Source organism: Polyangium jinanense (genome assembly GCF_028435265.1).
In the GTDB taxonomy this organism is placed as follows: Bacteria; Myxococcota_A; Polyangia; order Polyangiales; family Polyangiaceae; genus Polyangium; species Polyangium jinanense.
This window is the reverse complement of the sequence record NZ_JAGTJK010000001.1, coordinates 432,288-451,049: the sequence shown is the minus strand read 5'-3', so window position 1 is coordinate 451,049 and position 18,762 is coordinate 432,288. Positions and strand designations below refer to the sequence as shown.

Sequence of the window (18,762 nt, the reverse complement as noted above, 5' to 3'; positions counted from 1 at the left end):
GACAGCACGCGGCTGCCGTGGTGCGCACCGCCAAGGTGTCGACGGTGTTACGAGGACGTACGTTCGAGCTCAGGGCTTCACGGCACCGGGCTTTTGCAAAAGGCCGGTGCGATCGACGACGAGGACACGATCACGCCAGGTGACCGTTCGAGATCGCAGGGTTCGCGCAAAGGCGAAAGCGAGCACGACGTCGGCGAGGACGGCATCCCGCAGCGCGGAGAAGAGGCCGACCGGGCGGCCCGCGGCGCGCGCGGCGACGAGCGCGATGACGAGGCGCGCGAGGAGCGCGAGCAGCGCCGCGCCGAGGGCGACCTGCGGGACGACGAAGGCGAACGCCGACGCGAGCAGGACGATGGGCCAGGTGGCGAAGAAGAGCGCGGGATAGCTCCACAAGAGGAGCGGGCGCTGCGCGCGGATCACCGTGAGCCACCGGGAGAAGCGGGCGATGACGGCCTCCCACGATCGACCCTGGGCGAGCGAACGCGCGACGATCGGCACCGCCACGACCGAGCCGCCTTGTTCACGGACGCGCCGCGCGATCTCCATGTCCTCGCCGAGGTAGTCGACGAGCGAGCCAAAGCCGCCGATCGCCGCGAGCGCGCTCGCGCGGATGGCGAAGAGCTTGCCGACGAGGCCACGCGGGTCGAGCCACGCGAGCACCGGGAAGGCGTGAAGCGAGGCGCCGAGGACGGCCGCAGAGGCGTGATCGCCGAGCGTCCGCGGGGGCGCATGCTCGGCCGGCGGCGCCCACGCGACCCACGCAGGCGAGGCAGAGACGAGCGGCGCGACGAGGGCATCGAGGTCGACGCCGGCGAGGTCGACGTCGCTGTCCGTGACGATGAGGACGTCGGCGTCTTCGGCCGCGGCCGCGAGCTGCGCGGCCTTGCGGTTCGGTCCGCCGCTCCCAGTGAAGACGATCTCGGCCTCGATGCCGGCGCGCGTGAGCGCCTCGGCGGCCCTCTGCGCCGCGGGCAAGGCGGGGTCTGCCGCCTCCTCGATCGCGAAGCGGCAGCGGACGTCGAAGGAGCGCTTCGCGAGGACGAGCGAGGCGAGCGTACGTTCGAGCGAGGGCTCGCTGCCCGCGCACGGGCGCACCACGAGGACGGAGGGGTTTTCCTTCCGGACGGCCGCCTCGGCGCCTTCGCGCAGGGCGGCGCGTGGGGCGAAGGTCGTGCGCCGGACGGCCTCGAGCGAAGTCGAGGCAACGGCGAAGGACCAGCCGAAGAGGAGGAAACCGAGGAGGCTCGGGATGTCCGGCGTCATGACGAGGCGCGTCGCATCCGATACGGCAGCATGAACTGCACCACCGGGGTTCGGAACCGATCGAGCGAGAGCGCCTCGTGCACGCCATGCGCGTGTTCGCCGAGGTAACGGCCCGAGAGCTGCGAGCGCGCATAAAAGGGCGTGTCTTCGAGCGTGCGCACGAGCCGCGGGGACGTGCCCGGATCGACCCGGACGAGGCGCTCCATGCCCCAGAGCGTGCGCGAAACGCGCGCGGGGGCGAGCGGCTCGAGCGGCTCTGCGCGCCCGTCGGCGCAGAAGCTGTGCTGGATGAGATCACGGGTTCCATCTCGACGAACAGAGTCGTACGTCACGACCGTGCGGCTCCGCGTGGTGGCGCGGCTCCAGCTCCACCCGGAGAAGCCGTCTTCGAGCGGCTCGTCGCCGAAGTTGGAGTCGACGTACGCGAGGCCCGTCCAGCGCGTGCATTCGGGGAGGCGGATGTCGACCTCGGCCCGTGCGATCGGCGCAATGGGGGCCCAGCGGTGGCGGCCGTTCGTGTCGAGGACGAACGATGCATCGGCGACCGCGAACGGATGGATCCGCACGGTGCCGGAGACACGTCCGGGCAGCGGCGCGGTCTTTTCTTCGAAGCGCACGAGGAACGTGTCGTCCTGCCATTCCATCGAGCTCGGGCCGATGACGAGCGCCGTGCGATAACGACGCACGTCGGTCCCGCCCCGCTCGGTGAACGACCACGCGTCGCGCTCGGGGCCATACAGCGCGACGTTCATCGAGCAATGGGCGAGCGGGTCCGCCGGGCCGCGCTTGCGTGCGGCCGCGTAAAACGGCGAAAACACGCTGCCGACGAGGCCGATGATGGTGACGCCGTGACGGCCGTCATCGCTGAGCGCGTCTAGATACCACCACGCATAACCGTTTCGCGCGATCGGCTCGTCGAAGCGAGGTCCTCGATCACGGCTTTCGCGCAGAGGCGCCCGCTCAAGGCCGCCATCGGCACGCCCGCCCCCGGATGGGCGGCTCCACCCGCCAGGTAGAGCCCCGGAATCTTCGTGCGCGACGCCGCCCGCACGAACGGGGACCTCCACCCGTGCGACGCCGGGCCGTACAGCGCCCCCCCCGTCGCCGGGAACATGCGATCGAACTCGCTCGGTGTCGTCACGACGGGCGGCGCGGCAAACGGCGGAAAGACGAGACCCGCCCGCTCGAGGAGCGAGAACGCAGCTGTTTCGCATTGCTTGATCTCCGAAGTGGTAAGGGCGCGCTGATCCCCGCGGGCCGGGGCATTGACGAGGCAGAGGAAACGCTCGGGGCCCGGATGCGCGTGATCCCCGTCGTCGCGATCCTGGGCGCAGACGTACACCGTGGGCTCCCGGGGCAGGGTCCCGCGGCTTATGAGGTCGCGGAACTCCTCGTGATAATCCTTCGAGAAAAATACGTTGTGGCGCGTGAGCGGATACGCGCCCCGGGCCTCGGCGACGAAGGCCCAGGTGACGGCCGAGAGCGAGCGCTCCGCGGGGGCCGGAAGGGCGCGTTTCCCTTGCGCGCCGAGCATTCCCTGGAAAAGCGCCGCGGGGTCGCCATTGTGGACGACGAGATCGGCCTCGAGACGCTCGCCCGAGGCGAGGCGCACGCCGGCGACGCGGCTGCTGGCGACGACGAGCTCGGTGACGTGCTCGCCGCAGCGAATCGTGACGCCGTGGCGCTCGGCGACCCGCGCGAGCGCCTCGGCGACGCGGTACATGCCGCCCTCGACGAGGTAGACGCCGTCACGCTCGACCTGGGCGATCACGTTGAGCGTGGCCGGCGCGAGAAACGGCGAGGAGCCGCAATACGTGGCGTACCGGCCGAAGAGCTGACGCAAACGTGCGTCCTGAAAAAACTCGCCGAGGGCCTTCCAGAGCGTGCGGTGGCCGTCGATGTCGAGCATTCCCTGGATGCCGAGCGAGCCCACCGCCGCCATCGCCGACGTGAGGCTCGGACGCTCCGAGCAGAGAAATGGCTTCTGAACGGTATCGTAAATGCGCTGGGTGTACGCGCAGAACCTACGGTATCCCTCGCCCTCGGCGCGGCCGGCGAACGTCGATATGGCCTCGACCGAACGGTCGAGATTGGCGTACAAATCGAGTGTGGGACCTTCTCCCCAGGCGTGTCGCGCCAGGATCTCGGCCCGCCGAAGCGTGAGCTCGGCGTGGAGCGAGGTCCCCGCCGCAGAGAAGATCTCCTCGAGGACCCAGCGCATGGTCATGACCGTAGGCCCGGCGTCGATCGCCCGGCCGGCCACGTCGACCTGCCGCATCTTGCCGCCGACCTTGGGCGCTCGTTCGAGGACCACGACCTCGATCCCCTGGCGAGCAAGCAAAAGCGCCGACACCAGGCCACCCACCCCGGCGCCGATCACCACCGCACGGCTGGTCCCATTCGCCATGAGCCCATTCCTACAACAACCTTGGACACGTGTCTAGAGTTTGTTCATCATGTACCAACAAACCCTTGACAAGGGTTCCACATCGATGGACGATACCTCTCGCATGGATGTCTCCAGTCGCGTCGAGTGCGCTCTGCGCGCTGCCCTCGATCCCATGTGCGCCCCGGGCGCACCGCCCCGCCTCGCGGCCGCCGTCTACCACTCGGTGTTCCCGGCAGGCGCTCGCATTCGTCCGCAGCTCTGTCTCCGCGTCGCGATGGCCTGCGGGGAGGACGTCCACGGCCTCGCCGACGGCGTGGCCACCGCCATCGAGCTTTTGCATTGCGCGTCGCTCGTCCACGACGACCTGCCCTGCTTCGACGCTGCCCTGACCCGGCGCGGACAACCTTCGACACACCGTGCCTTCGGCGAGGCGCTCGCCGTGCTCGCCGGCGACCAGCTCATCACCCTCGCCTTCGAGACCCTGGCCCGCGCGGCCATTGCGGCCCCGCTCCGGCTAGGCAAGCTCGTGACCACGGTCAGCCGCGGCGTCGGGATGCCCTACGGGATCATCGCGGGCCAGGGCTGGGAGAGCGAGCCGAACATCCCCGCGACGCTCTACCGAAGGGCAAAGACGGGCGCGCTGTTCGAAGCCGCCGCGGTGGGCGGCGCGCTCGCAGCCGGCGCCGTTGCAGAGGAGGCGGAGGCGTGGCGCGGGTTCGGGCAGCGGATCGGCGAGGCCTACCAGATCGCCGACGACATGCTCGACGTGCTCAGCAACGCGGCGAGCGCCGGCAAGCCCGTGGGCCGCGATGCCGCGCTCGGGCGGCCGAACACGGCGAGCGACCTCGGCCTCGGCGCCTCGACGCACCTCTTCGAACAGCTCGTCGACGCGGCGATCGTGTCGATCCCGGATTGCCCCGGCCGCGAGGATCTTTCCCGCTGGGCCACGCAAGTCGTCGACCGCATCCGCCGCCGCGCCAACCTGGCCGTGTCGCAAGGCGCGCTCGGCGAGCAGCCCGAGCTCTGATCAGGCGACCTCGGGCTCGATGTCCGGCTCCGAAGGCGCAGGCGAGAGGCGCTTCGATCCGCCGCGAGGTTCGCCGCGCAGGGCCGGGATTCGCAGGATGAACACGCTGCCCTTGCCGTCCTCGGTGACCGGGCTCTTCACCTCGACGCTGCCGCCGTGGCTCTCGGCGATGTGCTTGACGAGCGCGAGCCCGATGCCGCTGCCGCGGATGCGTTGCTCGCCCGCCCGCCGCCCGCGCACGAAGCGCTCGAAGATGCGCTCCTGCTCCTCGGGATCGATGCCGGGGCCACGATCACTCACGCGCACGACGACCGAGCCATCGTCCGAAACGACGTCGACGTCGACGCGGCCGCCGTCCTTCGCGTACTTGAAGGCGTTGTCGAGCAGGTTGATGATCGCGAGCTCCATTGCGCGGGCGTCGATCATCGCCTCGGGCAGGCCCTCGGCGCTCGCGAGGTGCACGACGATGCCGTCGCGCTCGGCGCGATAGCGATACACGTCGACAGCGCGGCTGACGACGTCCTCGAGCCTGCCGGGCGCGAACTCGTACGCGGCCTTGCCGCGCTCGACCTTGGCGAAATCGAGGACGTTTTCGATGAGCGCCGTGAGCCGCTCGCTCTCGCTCACGATGATCTGGAGGTACTGCCTTCGCTTGTCCTCGCTGGCCACGCGATCTGCGAGGAGGATCTCGCCGAACATGCGGACGAGCGCGAGCGGGGTTTTCAGCTCGTGCGAGACGTTCGCCACGAAGTCGCTCTTCAGCGCGGCGAGCCTTCGCTCCTTGATCGACGCGAAGATGACGATCATGACGCCGACGAGCACGACGATGGCCGCGAAGCCGACCATGCCGAGCTCGACCATGCGCTGCCGCTCGACCTTGTCGCCGAGGTCGTCGGCGCTGGTGAGCGCGATCTGGAGGCGCCAGTTGTAGAGCGTGGTCGGGAAGGGGCGGCCGACGGTGAACTCGCCGGCCTTGATCGGCGGGCCGAAGACGATGCGGCCCTCCTCGTCGGTGATGTTCATGCGGCTGTTGCCGCGATCGATGTCGCGGTAGAGCCGCGGGAAGACGTCGTGCACGAGGCGCGGGACGTCGTGCCAGGCGACGACGAGATAACGCCGTCCCGCGTAGGAGCGCTGCCAGTAGCTGATCAGGATGCTCTGCTGATCGATGATCTGGTGCAGGTGGCGCAGCTCCTCCGTGTTGCCCTCGAAGTTCAGGCTGGAGAAGAGCCGACCGAGCAGGAGCCGCCGAAACGCGTCGTCCTCGCGGCCCGGCGCGCGCGAGGCGAAGGCGAGGACATCGCGTGAGTCGTGGCTCAGATCGAGCACGAGGATCGCGCGCACCGTGGGCGTCTCGCGTGACGCCGTGGGCAGCCACCGGCGTGCGATCGTCGTGAGGTTCGCGATGTCGACGTGCGCGGCGACGACGTTGTCCTGCGCGATGATGATCTTGTCGAGGCGGTCGACGCGCTCGTCGGCGAGGGTGAGCGTCGCGTCGAAGACCGTCTGCTGGCGGGCTTTTTCGATCTGGAGCGTGGTGCGCAGCGCGATGCCGCCGAGCACGAGGACGGCGAAGACGATCGCGGGGACGATCGCGAAGTAGAGCAGCCGCTCGCGCAGCCGACGACGCTGCATGGACGGTTTCCGCGCGCCGCGCGACTAGCGCGCCGCCGCCTTGTTCGCCGTGGCCCGGATCTTCTCGGGATCGAGCACGACGCCCTGGATGGTGAGGAACTCCGCGAGCTCTTTGCCGACGTAGGTGAGCGCGTTGCCCTCGGCCATGGCGTAACGACCGCCGCCCGTGGGGTTCACGATCTCGATCAGGCCGAGCGTCTTGCCGCCGCCGAGCGCGGGGGCGCAGGCGATGCTCTTCGGATCGATGCCGAAGGCCTTCCAGCGCGCGTCGACGGCGCGCGGATCACGCTGCGCGTCGCTGATGACGAGGGCCTTCTTGTTGGCGATGGCGGCCTGCGCGAGGCCCGTTCGATCGGGCATGCGGGCGAGCAGCCGATCGTGCTTGCCGCCGTGCTGGCGCACGAGGACGAGCTCGCGCTTTTCCGCGTCGTGGAACCACACGAGGATGAGCTCGCTCGGGAGCTGCTCCTTGAGGATCGAGACCACGAAGTCGGCACCTTCGAGCGCGTCGCCCAGGAAGTGCAGATCCGTCGAGGCGCCTTCGAGCTCCTTCATGAGCTCTTCGGCGGTGCGCACGCGCGCCTTCGGCGGCGTGGACTTCGTGGTGGTCGTGACCCCGCCCTTGAGCGCGGGGTTCGACCCGGCCTGCGCGCGCGGAGGCGGCGCCGAGGGCGAACGAGCGGGCGGCGTCAGCGCGGGGTTCGACCCGGCCTGCGCGCGCGGAGGCGGCGCCGAGGGAGAACGCGCGGGCGGCGTCGAGACCGAGCGCTGCGCAGGCGGCGGACTGGAAACGGCACGCTGCGGCGGAGGCGGCGTCGAGCCGGGACGCGGCGCGGCCGGCGCAGGCGCGGCCACGGACTTGCTCGGCTGCGGCGCCGGCGGACGCACCTCCGGCTCGCCGCGCCAGTCCTTCCACATCAGCGTCACGAGCGGCGCGCGCTCGGGTTTGCCCTCGTAGGCGTGATCGAACACCGCGAGGTTCACGAGCACACCACGAGCGCCGTCGAGCGCCTTTTTCACGGCCTCGAAGCGATCGAGCACGACCCGCCTTCCGGCGTCGACCGACGTCCCCTCGGGCACGACGTACACGTACTCGCGGTACGTCAGCGGCGAGCTCTCCGTGGCGGCCACCTCGCGGCTCGAAAGCACCCGGTGGTTCGGAAGCGGCGTGGCCGCGGGCGCGGGCGTCGCGCGGGGCGGCGCGGCGACGCGCGGGGGCGCGGTGACGGCCGGACGACCCTTCGGCGGCTCCGCGGCGGCTTGCCCGCCGGGGGAGAGCTCGGCCGTGTCGGGTGCTTTGCGCACCGTGTAGCGGAGCTTCTTCACGGGATCGACGGCCTTGTAGCCGTCGTCGAGCAGCTCGATCGAGAAGTTGCCGAGCGACCCGTCGTCCCCGCGCATCGCGCGGGCCTTCTGGAGCGCGGGCTGCCACTGCGGCGCCTCCACCGTGAGCTTTGCCGGAGGTTCGGCAGCGGGCCCGGCCGACGAGATTTCCACGAACCAGCGCATCGGTCGTCCATTCGGCGTTGGCGCCTTCCGCGACGCTCGAACGCGATTCTTTTCTACAGGTGCGGCCGGACCTGGTCAACGCACGCGCCCTTGGAATTCGAGGTCCCCGGGTTCGGACGAGCCCCGTGCGTCGCGACGAGGTCCGCGCGCGGGCCGAACCGGGGATCGTGTAATAAGAGTCCCCCGTGCCCGCCACACTGGACCAAGACCAAGCGGAAGCGGCGCCCCCCCTCGGGGCCCGACGACGCGCAGGCGACGACGACGCGGGATTTTTCGCGCGCGTCCTCGAGAGCTGGCCCGCGGTCGACCGCGTGCTCTACCCCGTCTTCGCCTCGGCCTGCGTCCTCTACGCGGCCACCGTGTTCTACGGGTACATGCACGTGCAGACGCGCGGCGGCTGGTCGGCGCCGCTCGACGACGTCTTCATCCACTTCGACTACGCGCGCGCCGCGGCCCGCGGCTTTCCCTTCCAGTGGTCCGAGGGCAACGGCTTCTCCAGCGGCAACACGAGCCTGCTCTACCCGTTCACGCTCTCCCTCGGCTACCTGCTCGGCTTCCGCAGCCTCGACCTCATGGCGTGGGCGGCGCTCATCGCGTGCGTCTCGACCACGTTCTTCCTCGTCGCCGCGGGCCGCGCGTGCGAGCCGCTCGGGCGCGCCGCGAAATACCTCGTCCCGCCGGCCGTCGTCTCGCTCGGCGCACTCGACTGGTCGCTCTTCAGCGGCATGGAGAACGCGTTCCACCTCGGCGTCTGGGCGCTCATGCTGCTGCCGATCCTCTCGATCGGACGGACGCCGGGCGATGCGCACGCCGTGCGCCGCGACGGCCTGCTCGCGGGCCTCGCGGGCGCGCTGCTTTACGCGACGCGGCCCGAGTCCGTCACGAGCATCGCGGTGTTCGCGTTCTACGCCGCGCTCGCCGTGTGGAAACCTCTCGGCCTTCGCGCCGCGTTCGCCACGCTGCTCCGCGCCTCGGTTCCCGGCGCGATCATGGCCGTCGCGCAGGCGGTCGCGAACCGTGTCTTCACCGGCGAGTGGGCCGCCGCCGGCGCGATCGTCAAGCTCGCGCTGAACCACCCCTACATGAACGGGGAGCAGAAGCTCGACGAGTACCTCTCGCACCTGAAGTACGTCGTCCTCCGCAACACGCAGCACCACTTCGCCGACTGGATCCCCGGCCAGAACCTCCCCTGGGGCTGGATTGTCCCGCTCGTCGCGCTCCTCCCGTTCTTCTCGAAAAAGACCCGCGGCGTCGCCGCGATGCTCTGGGCGCAGGTCGTGACCTGGCTGCTCCTCGTCTCGCTGAACGGCCAGGTCCGCTGGCAAAACGAGCGCTACACGATGAGCGCCGTCGCGTGGCTGCTCGTGCTCGCGGCGATGGGCCTCGGCGTGCTCCTCGTGCCCGCGCTCGAAGCGACCCGCCGCGCGCGGGGCCTCTTCGCGCTGCGTGTCGCGATCGCTTGCGGCGTGGTCGTCCTCTACGGCGTCAACCAGGCGCCGAACATGCGCGACCAGATCTGGTTCTTCGGCCGCGCGAGCCGAAACATCCGCGACCAGCACGTGGTCGCGGGCAAGGTCCTCGCCGAGCGCAAGGCGAGGCGCGTGCTCGTCGGCGACGCGGGCGCGCTCATGTATGCCTCGGACCTGCCCGGCCTCGACATCATCGGCCTCGGCGGCTACCACGACCTGCCTTTCGCGCGGGCCGGCGTGAACGGCCTCGGCGCCACGATCGAGCTCCTCGAGCGCATCCCGCCCGAAGATCGACCCGACCACATGGCGATTTATCCCTCGTGGTGGGGCGACCTCCCCGGCCTCTTCGGCCGTCGCCTCGTCGGCGTCCCCGTCGTCGGCAACGTGATCTGCGGCGGCGCGGAGAAGGTCATCTACAAGGCCGACTGGAGCGCGCTCGACAGGAACGGCTGGCCTCGCACGCAGCGCGAAGGCGAGCGCATCGTCGACGACCTCGACGTTGCGGACCTCGTCAGCGAAAAGGCCCACGGCTACAACTTCCCGCGCCCGGGCATGGGCTTCGTCGTGCACCGCGTCTTGCCCGAGCCTGGCCAGAAGCTCCGCGAGCTCTTCGACGCCGGCCGCATCGTCCCGCACGGGCAGCCCGAGCTCGCCATGATGAACGCGCCGAAGCGCGGCGGCCGGCTCGTCGTGCGCACCGTCGCGGGCCGACAAGCGGCGGCCGAGGTTCGCGTCGACGGACGCCTCCTCGGCAAGCTCGAAGCGCGCCCCGGGCCCACGTGGACCGAGCCGAGCATCGACCTGCCAGCCGACCTCCCGCCGCGTTTCCAGCTCGCGATCACGCCCGTCGAGGGCGAGTGGATCACCTACCACGTGTGGATCCTGGAGGGCGGCGGAGCTCCGTCGGCGGCGCGCTGATGCGGTTCCTGACGGGGCTCTTGCTCGCCGTCGCCGTGATCGGCTGCGGCCGAACGGACGCGGAGAACGCGCGCCGCTTGGCCGTCTCGCCGCGCGGCGCGCGCCTGGTCTCGATCCCCGGCGCGACGTTCTCGTTCCGCGAGTCGATGGCCGTGAACCGCACGGTCGTCACGGTGAAGCCGTTCCAGATCGAAGCGACGGAGGTGACGGTCTCCGGATACGCCGCGTGTGTGGGCGCGAAGGCGTGCGTCGTGCCCGCGGGCGAGGGCCGCGTCGAGAAACACGACGAGCCGATGTGCAACTGGGGCAAGCCCGGCCGCGGCGATCATCCGATCAACTGCGTGAGCCCGGCCGAAGCCGAGGCGTACTGCCAATGGAACGGCGGACGCCGCCTGCCGACGATCTACGAGGCATATTGGGCGGCGCTCGGCGACGGGCGCATGAGCGAAGCGGAGCGCCTCGGCGAGCGGCACCGCATCTATCCGTGGGGCCGCGACGAGCCGGAGAAGGTCGAGCATTGCTGGCAACGCGGCTCGGTCGGCGGGACGCAAGGCGGCGTCGCCTCCCCCATCACGAGCACCGCGCCGCCCGTCGCCGCGGACCTCGGCACGTGCCCGGTGGCGAGTTACACGGGGGATCGGAGTCCCTTCGGGCTTTACGATACGGCGGGGAATGTGGCCGAATTCGTCTTCGATCCGAAGCCGATCACGTGCATCTCGACCAAAGGTGAAGAACCGTGCCCACGAGAAAACATGTTCCGCGTGACCGGCGGCACCTGGCACGACCACGGGCTCATGGGCAATCAGTCGCCCGCGGACAATCATCCGGTCTCGCGGGCGCGGCATCCTTGGTACGGGTTTCGGTGTGTGGCGGGCCCGGCTTGAGGAGGGGCGTCGCGCTCGCCCTCCTGCTGACGGGCTGCGCCTCGTTCGAGCCTCCGCCGACGAAGACCGCGGCCGAGTTCCTCGCGGCCGGTGATCCCGGGGGCGCGCTCGACGCGGCCGCTCTCTACCGTGGGGTGGACGACGCCACACGGGAGCGCGTCGCGCGCGCTGCCATGGCGGCTGCCGGGCCGATGATCACGGTCGAGGCGATCCCGGTGGACGAGCTGAGAAAAACGACCGGCATTCACTTCCTGCGCACCGTGGATCCCGCGTGGGTCTTCTTGCGCGTGCGCGGATCGGCGCGCGCCGCGGCCTTCGGCGCCGTGGAGGCGCGCGTGCACATCAGGTCCGAGGACAAGCTGCTCTTCGCCCTGCGCAAGGACGCGAAGTCGCTCACCGTGCTCACGGGCGAGACCTATCCGCGCGATATCGAGCACTCGCAGCTCAAGATCGCCGATTTCCCATTGCCTTTGCACTTGCTCACGTTCGGCGTGCTCACGGTGCTGACGTCGCGCGTGGAGACGACGTACACGCGGCCGCCGGAGGAGATCGTGCGCGCCGCGATACCGCGCGCCCTCTTGCTCGAGAAGACGCTCGCCGGCAGCTCTACGAAGGGCGCTTCTGATCACCGCTTCGTGCTCAGGCGCCCGCAGCACGAGGACGCGCCGTTCTCGCTCGACGTGGTCGTGAATGTCAGGCGGCCCTCGGGCGCGGTCGTGTCGGCGGTGGCGACGGTCCCCGTGCCCGAAGGAGGCCGGCTCGAGGAGCGGCTCGCACGTGCGGCGACGAGCGTCCCCGTCGCGGAGCTCGCGGGCGCGCGTGTGGCGATCGGCCCGGGCGCCGTGCAGGACAGGGGGACTTGCGAGGAAGACTTCCTGCACTCCCCCGGCTCGCCCTGCGCCCCGAGCGCGCCTTGGCCCACGGACGCGTTCACGCCGATCGGGCTCGAGCTGCCGAAGGTCCCCGAGCGGCGCGCCTCCGCGAAGGAGAGCCGCGCCGCGCGGCCCTCCTGGGTGACCCGTGACGACGATGCGCCCATGCCGAAGGTCGCGTTGCTCGACGCGTCCCTGCCCGTCGGGGCGCAGGTGGAGGGCGGCGTGCTCGCGTGCGACACCGAGGCGTTCAGCACCCCGGGTGACGATACCGATCGCGTGTTCGCGAAGGTGACGATCGACGGCCGCGCCTCCACGGTGAGCGGCAACCGTTTCGCGCTCCCCCTGGTCTCGCTCGGCCCGAAGTCCAAGGTCACGGTTTCCTTTTATGACGCGGACTGGCTGAGCGGCGCCGACCACCTCGCCACCCTCACGCTGAAGCGCGACGGCGCCACCATGACAGGCTCCGTCGGCTCCGCGGCGCGCCTCGATCGGACGCACGTGGCCTTGCAATGCCGCATCTTCGATCGGGGCGCCGTGGAGGCGGCGTTCGCGAAGGCGTGGTACCGCGCGGAGGACGCCCTCGACGCGTGCGCCGAGTCGCCGGTGATCGTGCATCCGGAGAAGCGCGATTACGGTCTCGGCGACTCGCTTCTCCCCGAGGCGCAGCGCCGCGTGACCGATGCGGCGGCCTTCGTGGGGTGGAGCGATCCGCGGGTCGCCCGGCTCGTGTCTCGCTGGGACGAGCAAAAGAGGCGGTTCTGGCCGGGCGTACGGCAATCGCTCGAAGGACTGAAGGCGGATCCTTCGGGCAGGGTCGTGCTGGAGCGCTCCGACAAGCCCGAGGGGAAGATTCATGGCGTGAGCGTGCGCTGCGGCGCGGTGGTGAAGCGTGACATCGAGGCGGACGGCATGGTCGCGGCGAGGCTCTACGACGCGGCGTACCTCCCGGACGTCTGCGCGGTCGATATCGATTTCGAGAATCTCGACAGGTACCCGAAGTACCCGAACACGCTCCTCGACAGGAGCCAGATCGTGCTCGGCGATGGCTACGCGCTCGACGTGATCGCCCTCGGCGGCAACGACGCGATCGCGCCGGGCGCGCGGGCGAAGGTCACGCTCCTGCCCAAGGAGACGCCACCTCCCTCGTCACGCGCGGCGAAGCCGTGGAGGTTCGTGATGCGCAGCTTCCGCTGGACGGAGATCGTGCCCCTCTCGCCGCCGTGAGAGGGTGTTCCACAGGCATTCGGACCTCACCCACCCCAACCCTCCCTCTCCACACTGTGGAGAGGGAGGGAGGTCTCGGCTCGATCCAGCGCCTTTCGCCCCCTCTCCGCCGCGCGGAGAGGGGGTCGGGGGGTGAGGTTCTGGGGCGGCCGCAACGCCACACCGTACCCGGAGCACGCCGACATGCCTTCGGCGCAACGCCATACCGTACCCGGAGCACGCCGACATGCCTTCGGCGCAGCGCCACACCGTACCCGAGGCACCCGGACATGCCTTTGGCGCAACGCCACACCGTACCTGGGGCACGCCGACATGCCTTCGGCGCAGCGCCACACCGTACCTGGGGCACGTCGACATGCCTTTGGCGCAGCGCCACACCGTACCTGGGGCACGCCGACATGCCTTCGGCGTATCGCCACACCACACCCGCAGCACGCGGACATGCCTTTGGCGCAGCGCCACACCACACCCATCGCGCCCGGACCCCTCTTCGCACCCACGGATGTGAGAAAACTCGCTCCACGAACCCCCCGCGCCCCTTCCGCTTCCGAGGTACGCTCTCCCTCCACCCGCTCCCGGACCCTCCCGCGCTTCCCCCTTGACATCCCCCCGTGCGCTTCGGCCTCCCCCGTGACCCCGCCCAGCTCGCCGCCCTCCTCGCCGCGCTGATCGCCCTCGTCCTCGCCCCGCGCATCGTTCGACCTGCAACCAAAACCCGCCTCTTCCTCGCCCTCGCCTCCCTCACGGCCGCCGCCCTCTCCGCCGCGTACGTCGCGCTCTACCTCCGCGGCGGACCTCGCATCATCGACGCCACGAGTTACTTCCTCGAAGCGCGCGCCCTCGCGAACGGCCACCTCGCCTTCCCTCTCGACGAGCCCGTCGCCTCCACGCTCGGCCGCTTCCTCGTCCGCACGGACGGCCCCGACGGGCCCACCGCGGCCGTCCTCTTTCCGCCCGGCTACCCCGCGCTCCTCGCGCTTGGCTTCCTCGCCCACGCGCCCCTCGCGGTAGGCCCGCTCCTCGCCGCGGCCCTCACGATCGCCACGTACGCCCTCGCCGAGCGTGCCCTCCCGGAAGGCACGCCCCTCGCGGATCGCCTCTCGATCCCTCGCCTCGCGACCCTCTTCTCCGTGCTCTGCGCCGCGCTCCGCTACCACACGGCCGACACCATGTCGCACGGCCTCGCCGCGCTCTGCTTCACGAGCGCGCTCGCCCTCGCGCTCACCGCCGTGCGTGCGCTCGAAGCCGGAACCGCAACACGCGCCCTTCTCCCCTCGCTCGGCACAGGCTTTTTCGCAGGCTGGCTCGCCGCGACGCGCCCTCCCTCCGCGGTCGCCCTCCTCCTCGCGCTCGCCTTCCTCGTCGTCACGACACGCCGCACCACCGCGCACGCTCCCCGTAGCTCGCGCCTCACCGCCCTCGCGCTCCTCGCCCTCGGCGCCCTCCCCGGCCTCGCCCTGCTCGTCGCGCATCAACACGCGGCCACCGGCGAGCTCTTCACCTCGTCGCAGCGCCTCTACTACGCCCTCTCCGACGGCCCGCCCGGCTGCTTCCGTTACGGCTTCGGCGCCTCGATCGGTTGCCTCGGCGAGCACGGCGACTTCGTTCGGCACAACCTCCCGAACGGCTACGGCGCCTATGCCGCCGCCGCGACCACGCTCCGCCGCCTCAAGCAACACCTCGTCGACGCGGGCAACGCCGAGCCCTTCACGCTCCTCGTCCTCTTCGGCGCGATCCTCGCCGCGCGCATCCCACGCGCGCGCTTGCTCCCCGTCGCCGTCGCCCTCCAGATCGCCGCGTACGTCCCCTTCTACTTCGACGGCAATTACCCCGGCGGCGGCGCGCGCTTCTACGCCGACGTCCTCCCGCTCGAACACATCCTCGCCGCGCTCGCCGCCACACATATCGCCGCGCGCGCCCAAAACCTCGGCCGGGCCTCACGCCGCATCGCCGCCCTCGTCGCCCTCGTCCCGCTCGGCTTCGCCTTCCGCGCTGGCTTCGACCACGCCTTGCTGCGCGATCGTGAAGGCGGCCTCCCGATGTTCGAGCCCGCGCGCCTCGGAAAACTCCCTCCGCGCGCGCTCGTGTTCGTCGACACCGACCACGGCTTCAACCTCGCCTACGACCCTTGGACCTCGAACGAACGCACGATCGCCCGCTACCGCGGCGACGCCCTCGACCGCTTCGCCTGGGAGGCGCACGGGCGGCCTCCTGCATACCGTTACCTCTTCCCCATCCCGCCCGACGGCGAGCCGCCGCCCTCCCCGCCGCACCTCGTCCCGTACTCCTTTGACCCCCAAGCACCACTCGCCCTCGAAGGCGAGAACCTCTGGCCCGCGCTCGCTCAGAAAGACGCCTGGGCCCTTCCCGCCTGGGCCACCGACGCCTGCGCCTCCGATCGCCGCTGGCTCGCCGTTTCCCCCGCGGACCCCACGAAAACCGGCTCGATCACCGTCTCCCTCCCCGCCCCCTTCCTCGCCGGCCGCTCCCTCGTGCCGCGCCTCGCCCTCCTCGGCCCCGCCTCCGTCTCGGTCACGCTCGTCGTCGACGGACGCCCTTTGCACACCCACGACCTCGCGCCTGCCGCGGCCCCGCATCCGCCCTGCGTCACGCTCCCGGCCTTCCCGATCCCGAGCGCCGCTCGCTCCGTCGCGCTCACGCTCCGCCTCGGCCCTCAGCCCGCGGGTTCACTCGTGACGCTGGACCGATTGGATTTCTTGGAGAACGAAAGTCATTGACGCTGGGCGTCCAGGATGCGAGGTGTGCTCTAAGTTCCTGGAATCGTAAGTCGTATCCGTCCGGACGTCACATCAGGTCGGGGGGACGTAGGGACGGGGGGCGGCGTGACGGCCGCCGAGGGGTACCTATGACGAAGAGCGAGCTCATCGACGCGATCGCGGGCCGTGGCGAGCTCACCAAGGCTCGCGCCGAGCTCGTGGTCAATTGCATCTTCGACGCAATGACCGAGGCGCTCCAGCGTGGTGAAGGAATCGAGATCCGCGGCTTTGGCAGCTTCACGGTCCGCCCGTACAAACCGTACAGCGGCCGAAACCCGCGCACGGGTCAGCCCGTGCCCGTACCCGCCAAGCGCCTGCCGTTCTTCAAGGTCGGCAAGGAGCTGAAAGAGCTCGTCAACCAGAGCCGCGCCTTCGCCATCACCGGCGGCAAGGACGACGAGGACGACGACGACCTCGACGAGGACGACGAGGACGACGAATGATCGCCCCGGCCGGGCGAAGCGCCTCGCTGCGCGCTTCTCCGGCCGCGTGACGCTTGCGCGCGGCGCGCCGTCCGGCAAAGTCTCCCCCATGCTTTCCGCCGAGCGTCAACTGGAGGAGTTGTGCCGGGGCGTCGTGGACTTCCACGTCCGCGCCGAACTCGAAGAGCGCCTGAAGGAGGGCCGGCCGCTGCGCATCAAGGCCGGCTTCGACCCCACGCGTCCAGACCTGCACCTCGGGCACACCGTGCTCATGCAGAAGATGCGGCAGTTCCAGGAGCTCGGGCACCAGGTCATCTTCCTCGTCGGCGACTTCACCGCGATGGTTGGTGATCCAACGGGCAAGAGCGAGTCCCGCCCGCGCCTGACGCGCGAAGAAGTCCGCGCCGCCGCCGAGACCTACCAGCAGCAGGCCTTCAAGATCCTCGACAAGAAGCGGACCGAGGTCCGCTACAACTCCGAGTGGCTCGGCAAGCTCTCGCCAACGGAGATCATCGAGCTCGGCGCGAAATACACCGTCGCGCGCATGCTCGAGCGCGACGATTTTTCGAAGCGCTTCCACGGCAATGTGCCGATCCACATCCACGAGTTCCTCTACCCGCTGCTCCAGGCCTACGACTCGGTCGTGCTGGAGAACGACGTCGAGCTCGGCGGCACCGATCAGCTCTTCAACCTGCTCGTCGGCCGCGATCTCATGCCGCGCTACGGCAAGCGCGCGCAGATCGTCATGACCACGCCGATCCTCGAAGGCACGAACGCGCGCGTCGAGAGCGGCAAGGTCGTCGGCCTGAAGATGTCGAAGAGCGCGAACAACTACGTCGGCATCACCGAGCCGGCCTTCGAGATGCTGCAGAAGCTCATGCTCGTCGACGATCAGGTGATCTGGCGATACATGGAGCTGCTCTCGTCGAGGTCGAACCAGGAGATCGCCGAGCTGCGCGAGACCGTGGATCGCGGCCACGCGAACATCGTCCAGGTGAAGGAAGCGTTCGCGAAGGAGATCGTCACGCGCTTCCACGACGCGGAGGCCGCCGACGCCGCGCTCGAACGGCGCCGCAGCGTGGCAGCCGGCGGCGTGCCCGACGACATCGAGGAGATCAACGTGGTCACCGAGGCCGAGTCGCTCTGGATCGCCAAAGCCTTGTCACTCGCGGGCCTCGTGAAGTCGACGAACGAGGGGCTCCGGCTCGTGAAGAGCGGCGCCGTCCACCTCGACGGCGAGGTCGTGCGCGACGAGCAACAGAAGCTCGAGCGGGGCCGGAGGTATCTTGTCCGCGTCGGATCAAAGAACCGAAAGTTCGCGCACCTCGTCGTCGGCTGACGTAACGGTTCCGGGGCGGCGCGCCTTCTTCGCCGCCACGCTCGCCACGCTCGCCTCCGCCCTCACAGGCTGCGGCGCGTCGCCCACGACCGTCACGAAGACCGCCGAAACGCCCGAGCCGCCACTCGCCGTGCCCTCGCTCGACGGCCTCTTGCCGCTCGCGGGCCTGCGCTGGCTCGTGCTCGTGAACCCCCGCGAGATCACCTCGATCCCGTGGCTCGTCCCCTTCGTCGGCACCGTCATCTCCGAGGCGCGCTTCGACCGCTTCGCGAGCGGCACCGCCGTCGATCTGCGAAGGACGCCCGAGGCTGTCGTCGCGTCTTACGCGACGAACGAAGGCGACGCGACCGTCGAGATCCTCCGCCACACGGGCGACGCGCGCGCCGTCGAGCGCGCCTTCCGCGACCGCCTCAGCACCGAGGCCACGCGCGCCACGGACCGCCGCGACCTCGTCCGTGTCTCCGGCAAGATCGGCCGCGCGACGCACGCCTTCGCCGCGATCGGCCCCGACGTCGTCTGCTTCCAGCAAGCGGGCTCGATCCAGCGCGGCCCCTGCCGCATCGCCAGCCTCTTCGCCCGCGGTGCCCTCTCGCGCGCGGCCCGCGCCTTCTCCGATCCATCGCTGCGCGCGCTCGCCGAGCGCCTCGGCCCGGCTCCGGCCCGCGCGTTCGCGCTTGGCCCATTCGAGGGCGAGCTCGCGCGGGGCGCTCGGGGCCTGCTCGCGGCGGCCACCGCCATCGGCGCCGCCGCGAGGCCGAGCGCACGCGAGGGCATCTTGCTCTCCATCGCCGTCGCCGGCGACTTCTCCCGCACCGGCGAAGCGGCGTCCGAGGAGCTTGCTGCGTCTTGGAGAGACCTCGCCGAGGGCTCGTTTGGCCATCTGCTCGGCCTCGACGTGCCCGTGACGGCGCCGCTGCCCACGCATGCGCCCGACGCCGTCGCGATCGCGGTCGAGCTCGACCCGAAGAAGCTCGCGAAGGGCCTCGCGGACGTGACCTCGAACGAGATTGATCAGATCATGCGATGAGGGA

13 protein-coding genes are annotated in these 18,762 nt (G+C 70.4%); 8 read left to right on the top strand and 5 right to left on the bottom strand.

Annotated features, from left to right (window positions below):
• Positions 1–69: 69 nt before the first annotated feature.
• The 3 genes from KEG38_RS01925 to crtD are packed head-to-tail and all read right to left on the bottom strand — an operon-like array spanning position 70 to position 3,670.
• Complete coding sequence (locus tag KEG38_RS01925; protein WP_272417234.1) at positions 70–1,263, bottom strand: glycosyltransferase family 2 protein; 1,194 nt, start codon at positions 1,261–1,263, stop codon at positions 70–72.
• A complete protein-coding gene (locus KEG38_RS01920) occupies positions 1,260–2,099 on the bottom strand; it encodes a carotenoid 1,2-hydratase family protein (protein WP_504968468.1) in 840 nt (279 codons plus the stop codon). Before KEG38_RS01920 ends, KEG38_RS01925 begins: the two co-directional genes overlap by 4 nt.
• Positions 2,100–2,137: 38 nt before the next feature.
• Entirely contained in the window at positions 2,138–3,670 is a 1,533-nt protein-coding gene (gene crtD, locus KEG38_RS01915) for a 1-hydroxycarotenoid 3,4-desaturase CrtD (RefSeq protein ID WP_272417232.1), read from the bottom strand.
• 85 nt (positions 3,671–3,755) lie between these two features.
• Here crtD and KEG38_RS01910 point away from each other — a divergent pair, with 85 nt between their 5' ends.
• The gene (locus KEG38_RS01910) at positions 3,756–4,679 is read left to right on the top strand and encodes a polyprenyl synthetase family protein (protein ID WP_272417231.1); all 924 of its coding nucleotides are present in this window, start codon (positions 3,756–3,758) and stop codon (positions 4,677–4,679) included.
• On the opposite strand, the gene KEG38_RS01905 is transcribed toward KEG38_RS01910, so the two are convergent.
• Positions 4,680–6,314, bottom strand: coding sequence for a sensor histidine kinase (locus KEG38_RS01905; protein WP_272417230.1), 1,635 nt, complete (start codon positions 6,312–6,314; stop codon positions 4,680–4,682). It abuts the gene before it with no gap.
• A gap of 24 nt (positions 6,315–6,338) precedes the next feature.
• On the bottom strand, positions 6,339–7,823 hold the full coding sequence (locus KEG38_RS01900; RefSeq protein ID WP_272417229.1) for a GAF domain-containing protein: 1,485 nt from the start codon (positions 7,821–7,823) through the stop codon (positions 6,339–6,341).
• A gap of 185 nt (positions 7,824–8,008) precedes the next feature.
• Between KEG38_RS01900 and KEG38_RS01895 the strand changes: the two genes are divergently transcribed.
• The 7 genes from KEG38_RS01895 to KEG38_RS01865 all read left to right on the top strand — a co-directional run bounded on the left by KEG38_RS01895 (position 8,009) and on the right by KEG38_RS01865 (position 18,758).
• Positions 8,009–10,210: a hypothetical protein gene (locus tag KEG38_RS01895; protein WP_272417228.1), complete on the top strand. Its 2,202-nt coding sequence runs from the start codon at positions 8,009–8,011 to the stop codon at positions 10,208–10,210.
• Positions 10,210–11,094 carry an SUMF1/EgtB/PvdO family nonheme iron enzyme gene (locus KEG38_RS01890; RefSeq protein WP_272417227.1) on the top strand — a complete coding sequence of 295 codons (885 nt, stop codon included), beginning with the start codon at positions 10,210–10,212 and terminating at the stop codon, positions 11,092–11,094. Before KEG38_RS01895 ends, KEG38_RS01890 begins: the two co-directional genes overlap by 1 nt.
• Positions 11,091–13,193: a hypothetical protein gene (locus tag KEG38_RS01885; protein WP_272417226.1), complete on the top strand. Its 2,103-nt coding sequence runs from the start codon at positions 11,091–11,093 to the stop codon at positions 13,191–13,193. The genes KEG38_RS01890 and KEG38_RS01885 overlap by 4 nt, the downstream gene beginning before the upstream one ends.
• Before the next feature lie 611 nt (positions 13,194–13,804).
• On the top strand, positions 13,805–15,931 hold the full coding sequence (locus KEG38_RS01880) for a hypothetical protein (protein WP_272417225.1): 2,127 nt from the start codon (positions 13,805–13,807) through the stop codon (positions 15,929–15,931).
• 128 nt (positions 15,932–16,059) lie between these two features.
• Complete coding sequence (locus KEG38_RS01875) at positions 16,060–16,413, top strand: HU family DNA-binding protein (RefSeq protein ID WP_272417224.1); 354 nt, start codon at positions 16,060–16,062, stop codon at positions 16,411–16,413.
• Between the two features lie 46 nt (positions 16,414–16,459).
• Positions 16,460–17,731 carry a tyrosine--tRNA ligase gene (gene tyrS, locus KEG38_RS01870; protein WP_308215613.1) on the top strand — a complete coding sequence of 424 codons (1,272 nt, stop codon included), beginning with the start codon at positions 16,460–16,462 and terminating at the stop codon, positions 17,729–17,731.
• Entirely contained in the window at positions 17,679–18,758 is a 1,080-nt protein-coding gene (locus KEG38_RS01865) for a hypothetical protein (RefSeq protein WP_272417223.1), read from the top strand. Before tyrS ends, KEG38_RS01865 begins: the two co-directional genes overlap by 53 nt.
• Positions 18,759–18,762 lie beyond the last annotated feature (4 nt).

Coding starts and splice junctions, on each gene's coding strand:
- KEG38_RS01905 (WP_272417230.1), bottom strand. CDS start 6,314: ATGCAGCGTCGTCGGCTGCGCGAGCGGCTGCTCTACTTCGCGATCGTC.
- KEG38_RS01910 (WP_272417231.1), top strand. CDS start 3,756: ATGGACGATACCTCTCGCATGGATGTCTCCAGTCGCGTCGAGTGCGCT.
- KEG38_RS01875 (WP_272417224.1), top strand. CDS start 16,060: ATGACGAAGAGCGAGCTCATCGACGCGATCGCGGGCCGTGGCGAGCTC.
- KEG38_RS01900 (WP_272417229.1), bottom strand. CDS start 7,823: ATGCGCTGGTTCGTGGAAATCTCGTCGGCCGGGCCCGCTGCCGAACCT.
- crtD (WP_272417232.1), bottom strand. CDS start 3,670: ATGGCGAATGGGACCAGCCGTGCGGTGGTGATCGGCGCCGGGGTGGGT.
- KEG38_RS01925 (WP_272417234.1), bottom strand. CDS start 1,263: ATGACGCCGGACATCCCGAGCCTCCTCGGTTTCCTCCTCTTCGGCTGG.
- KEG38_RS01890 (WP_272417227.1), top strand. CDS start 10,210: ATGCGGTTCCTGACGGGGCTCTTGCTCGCCGTCGCCGTGATCGGCTGC.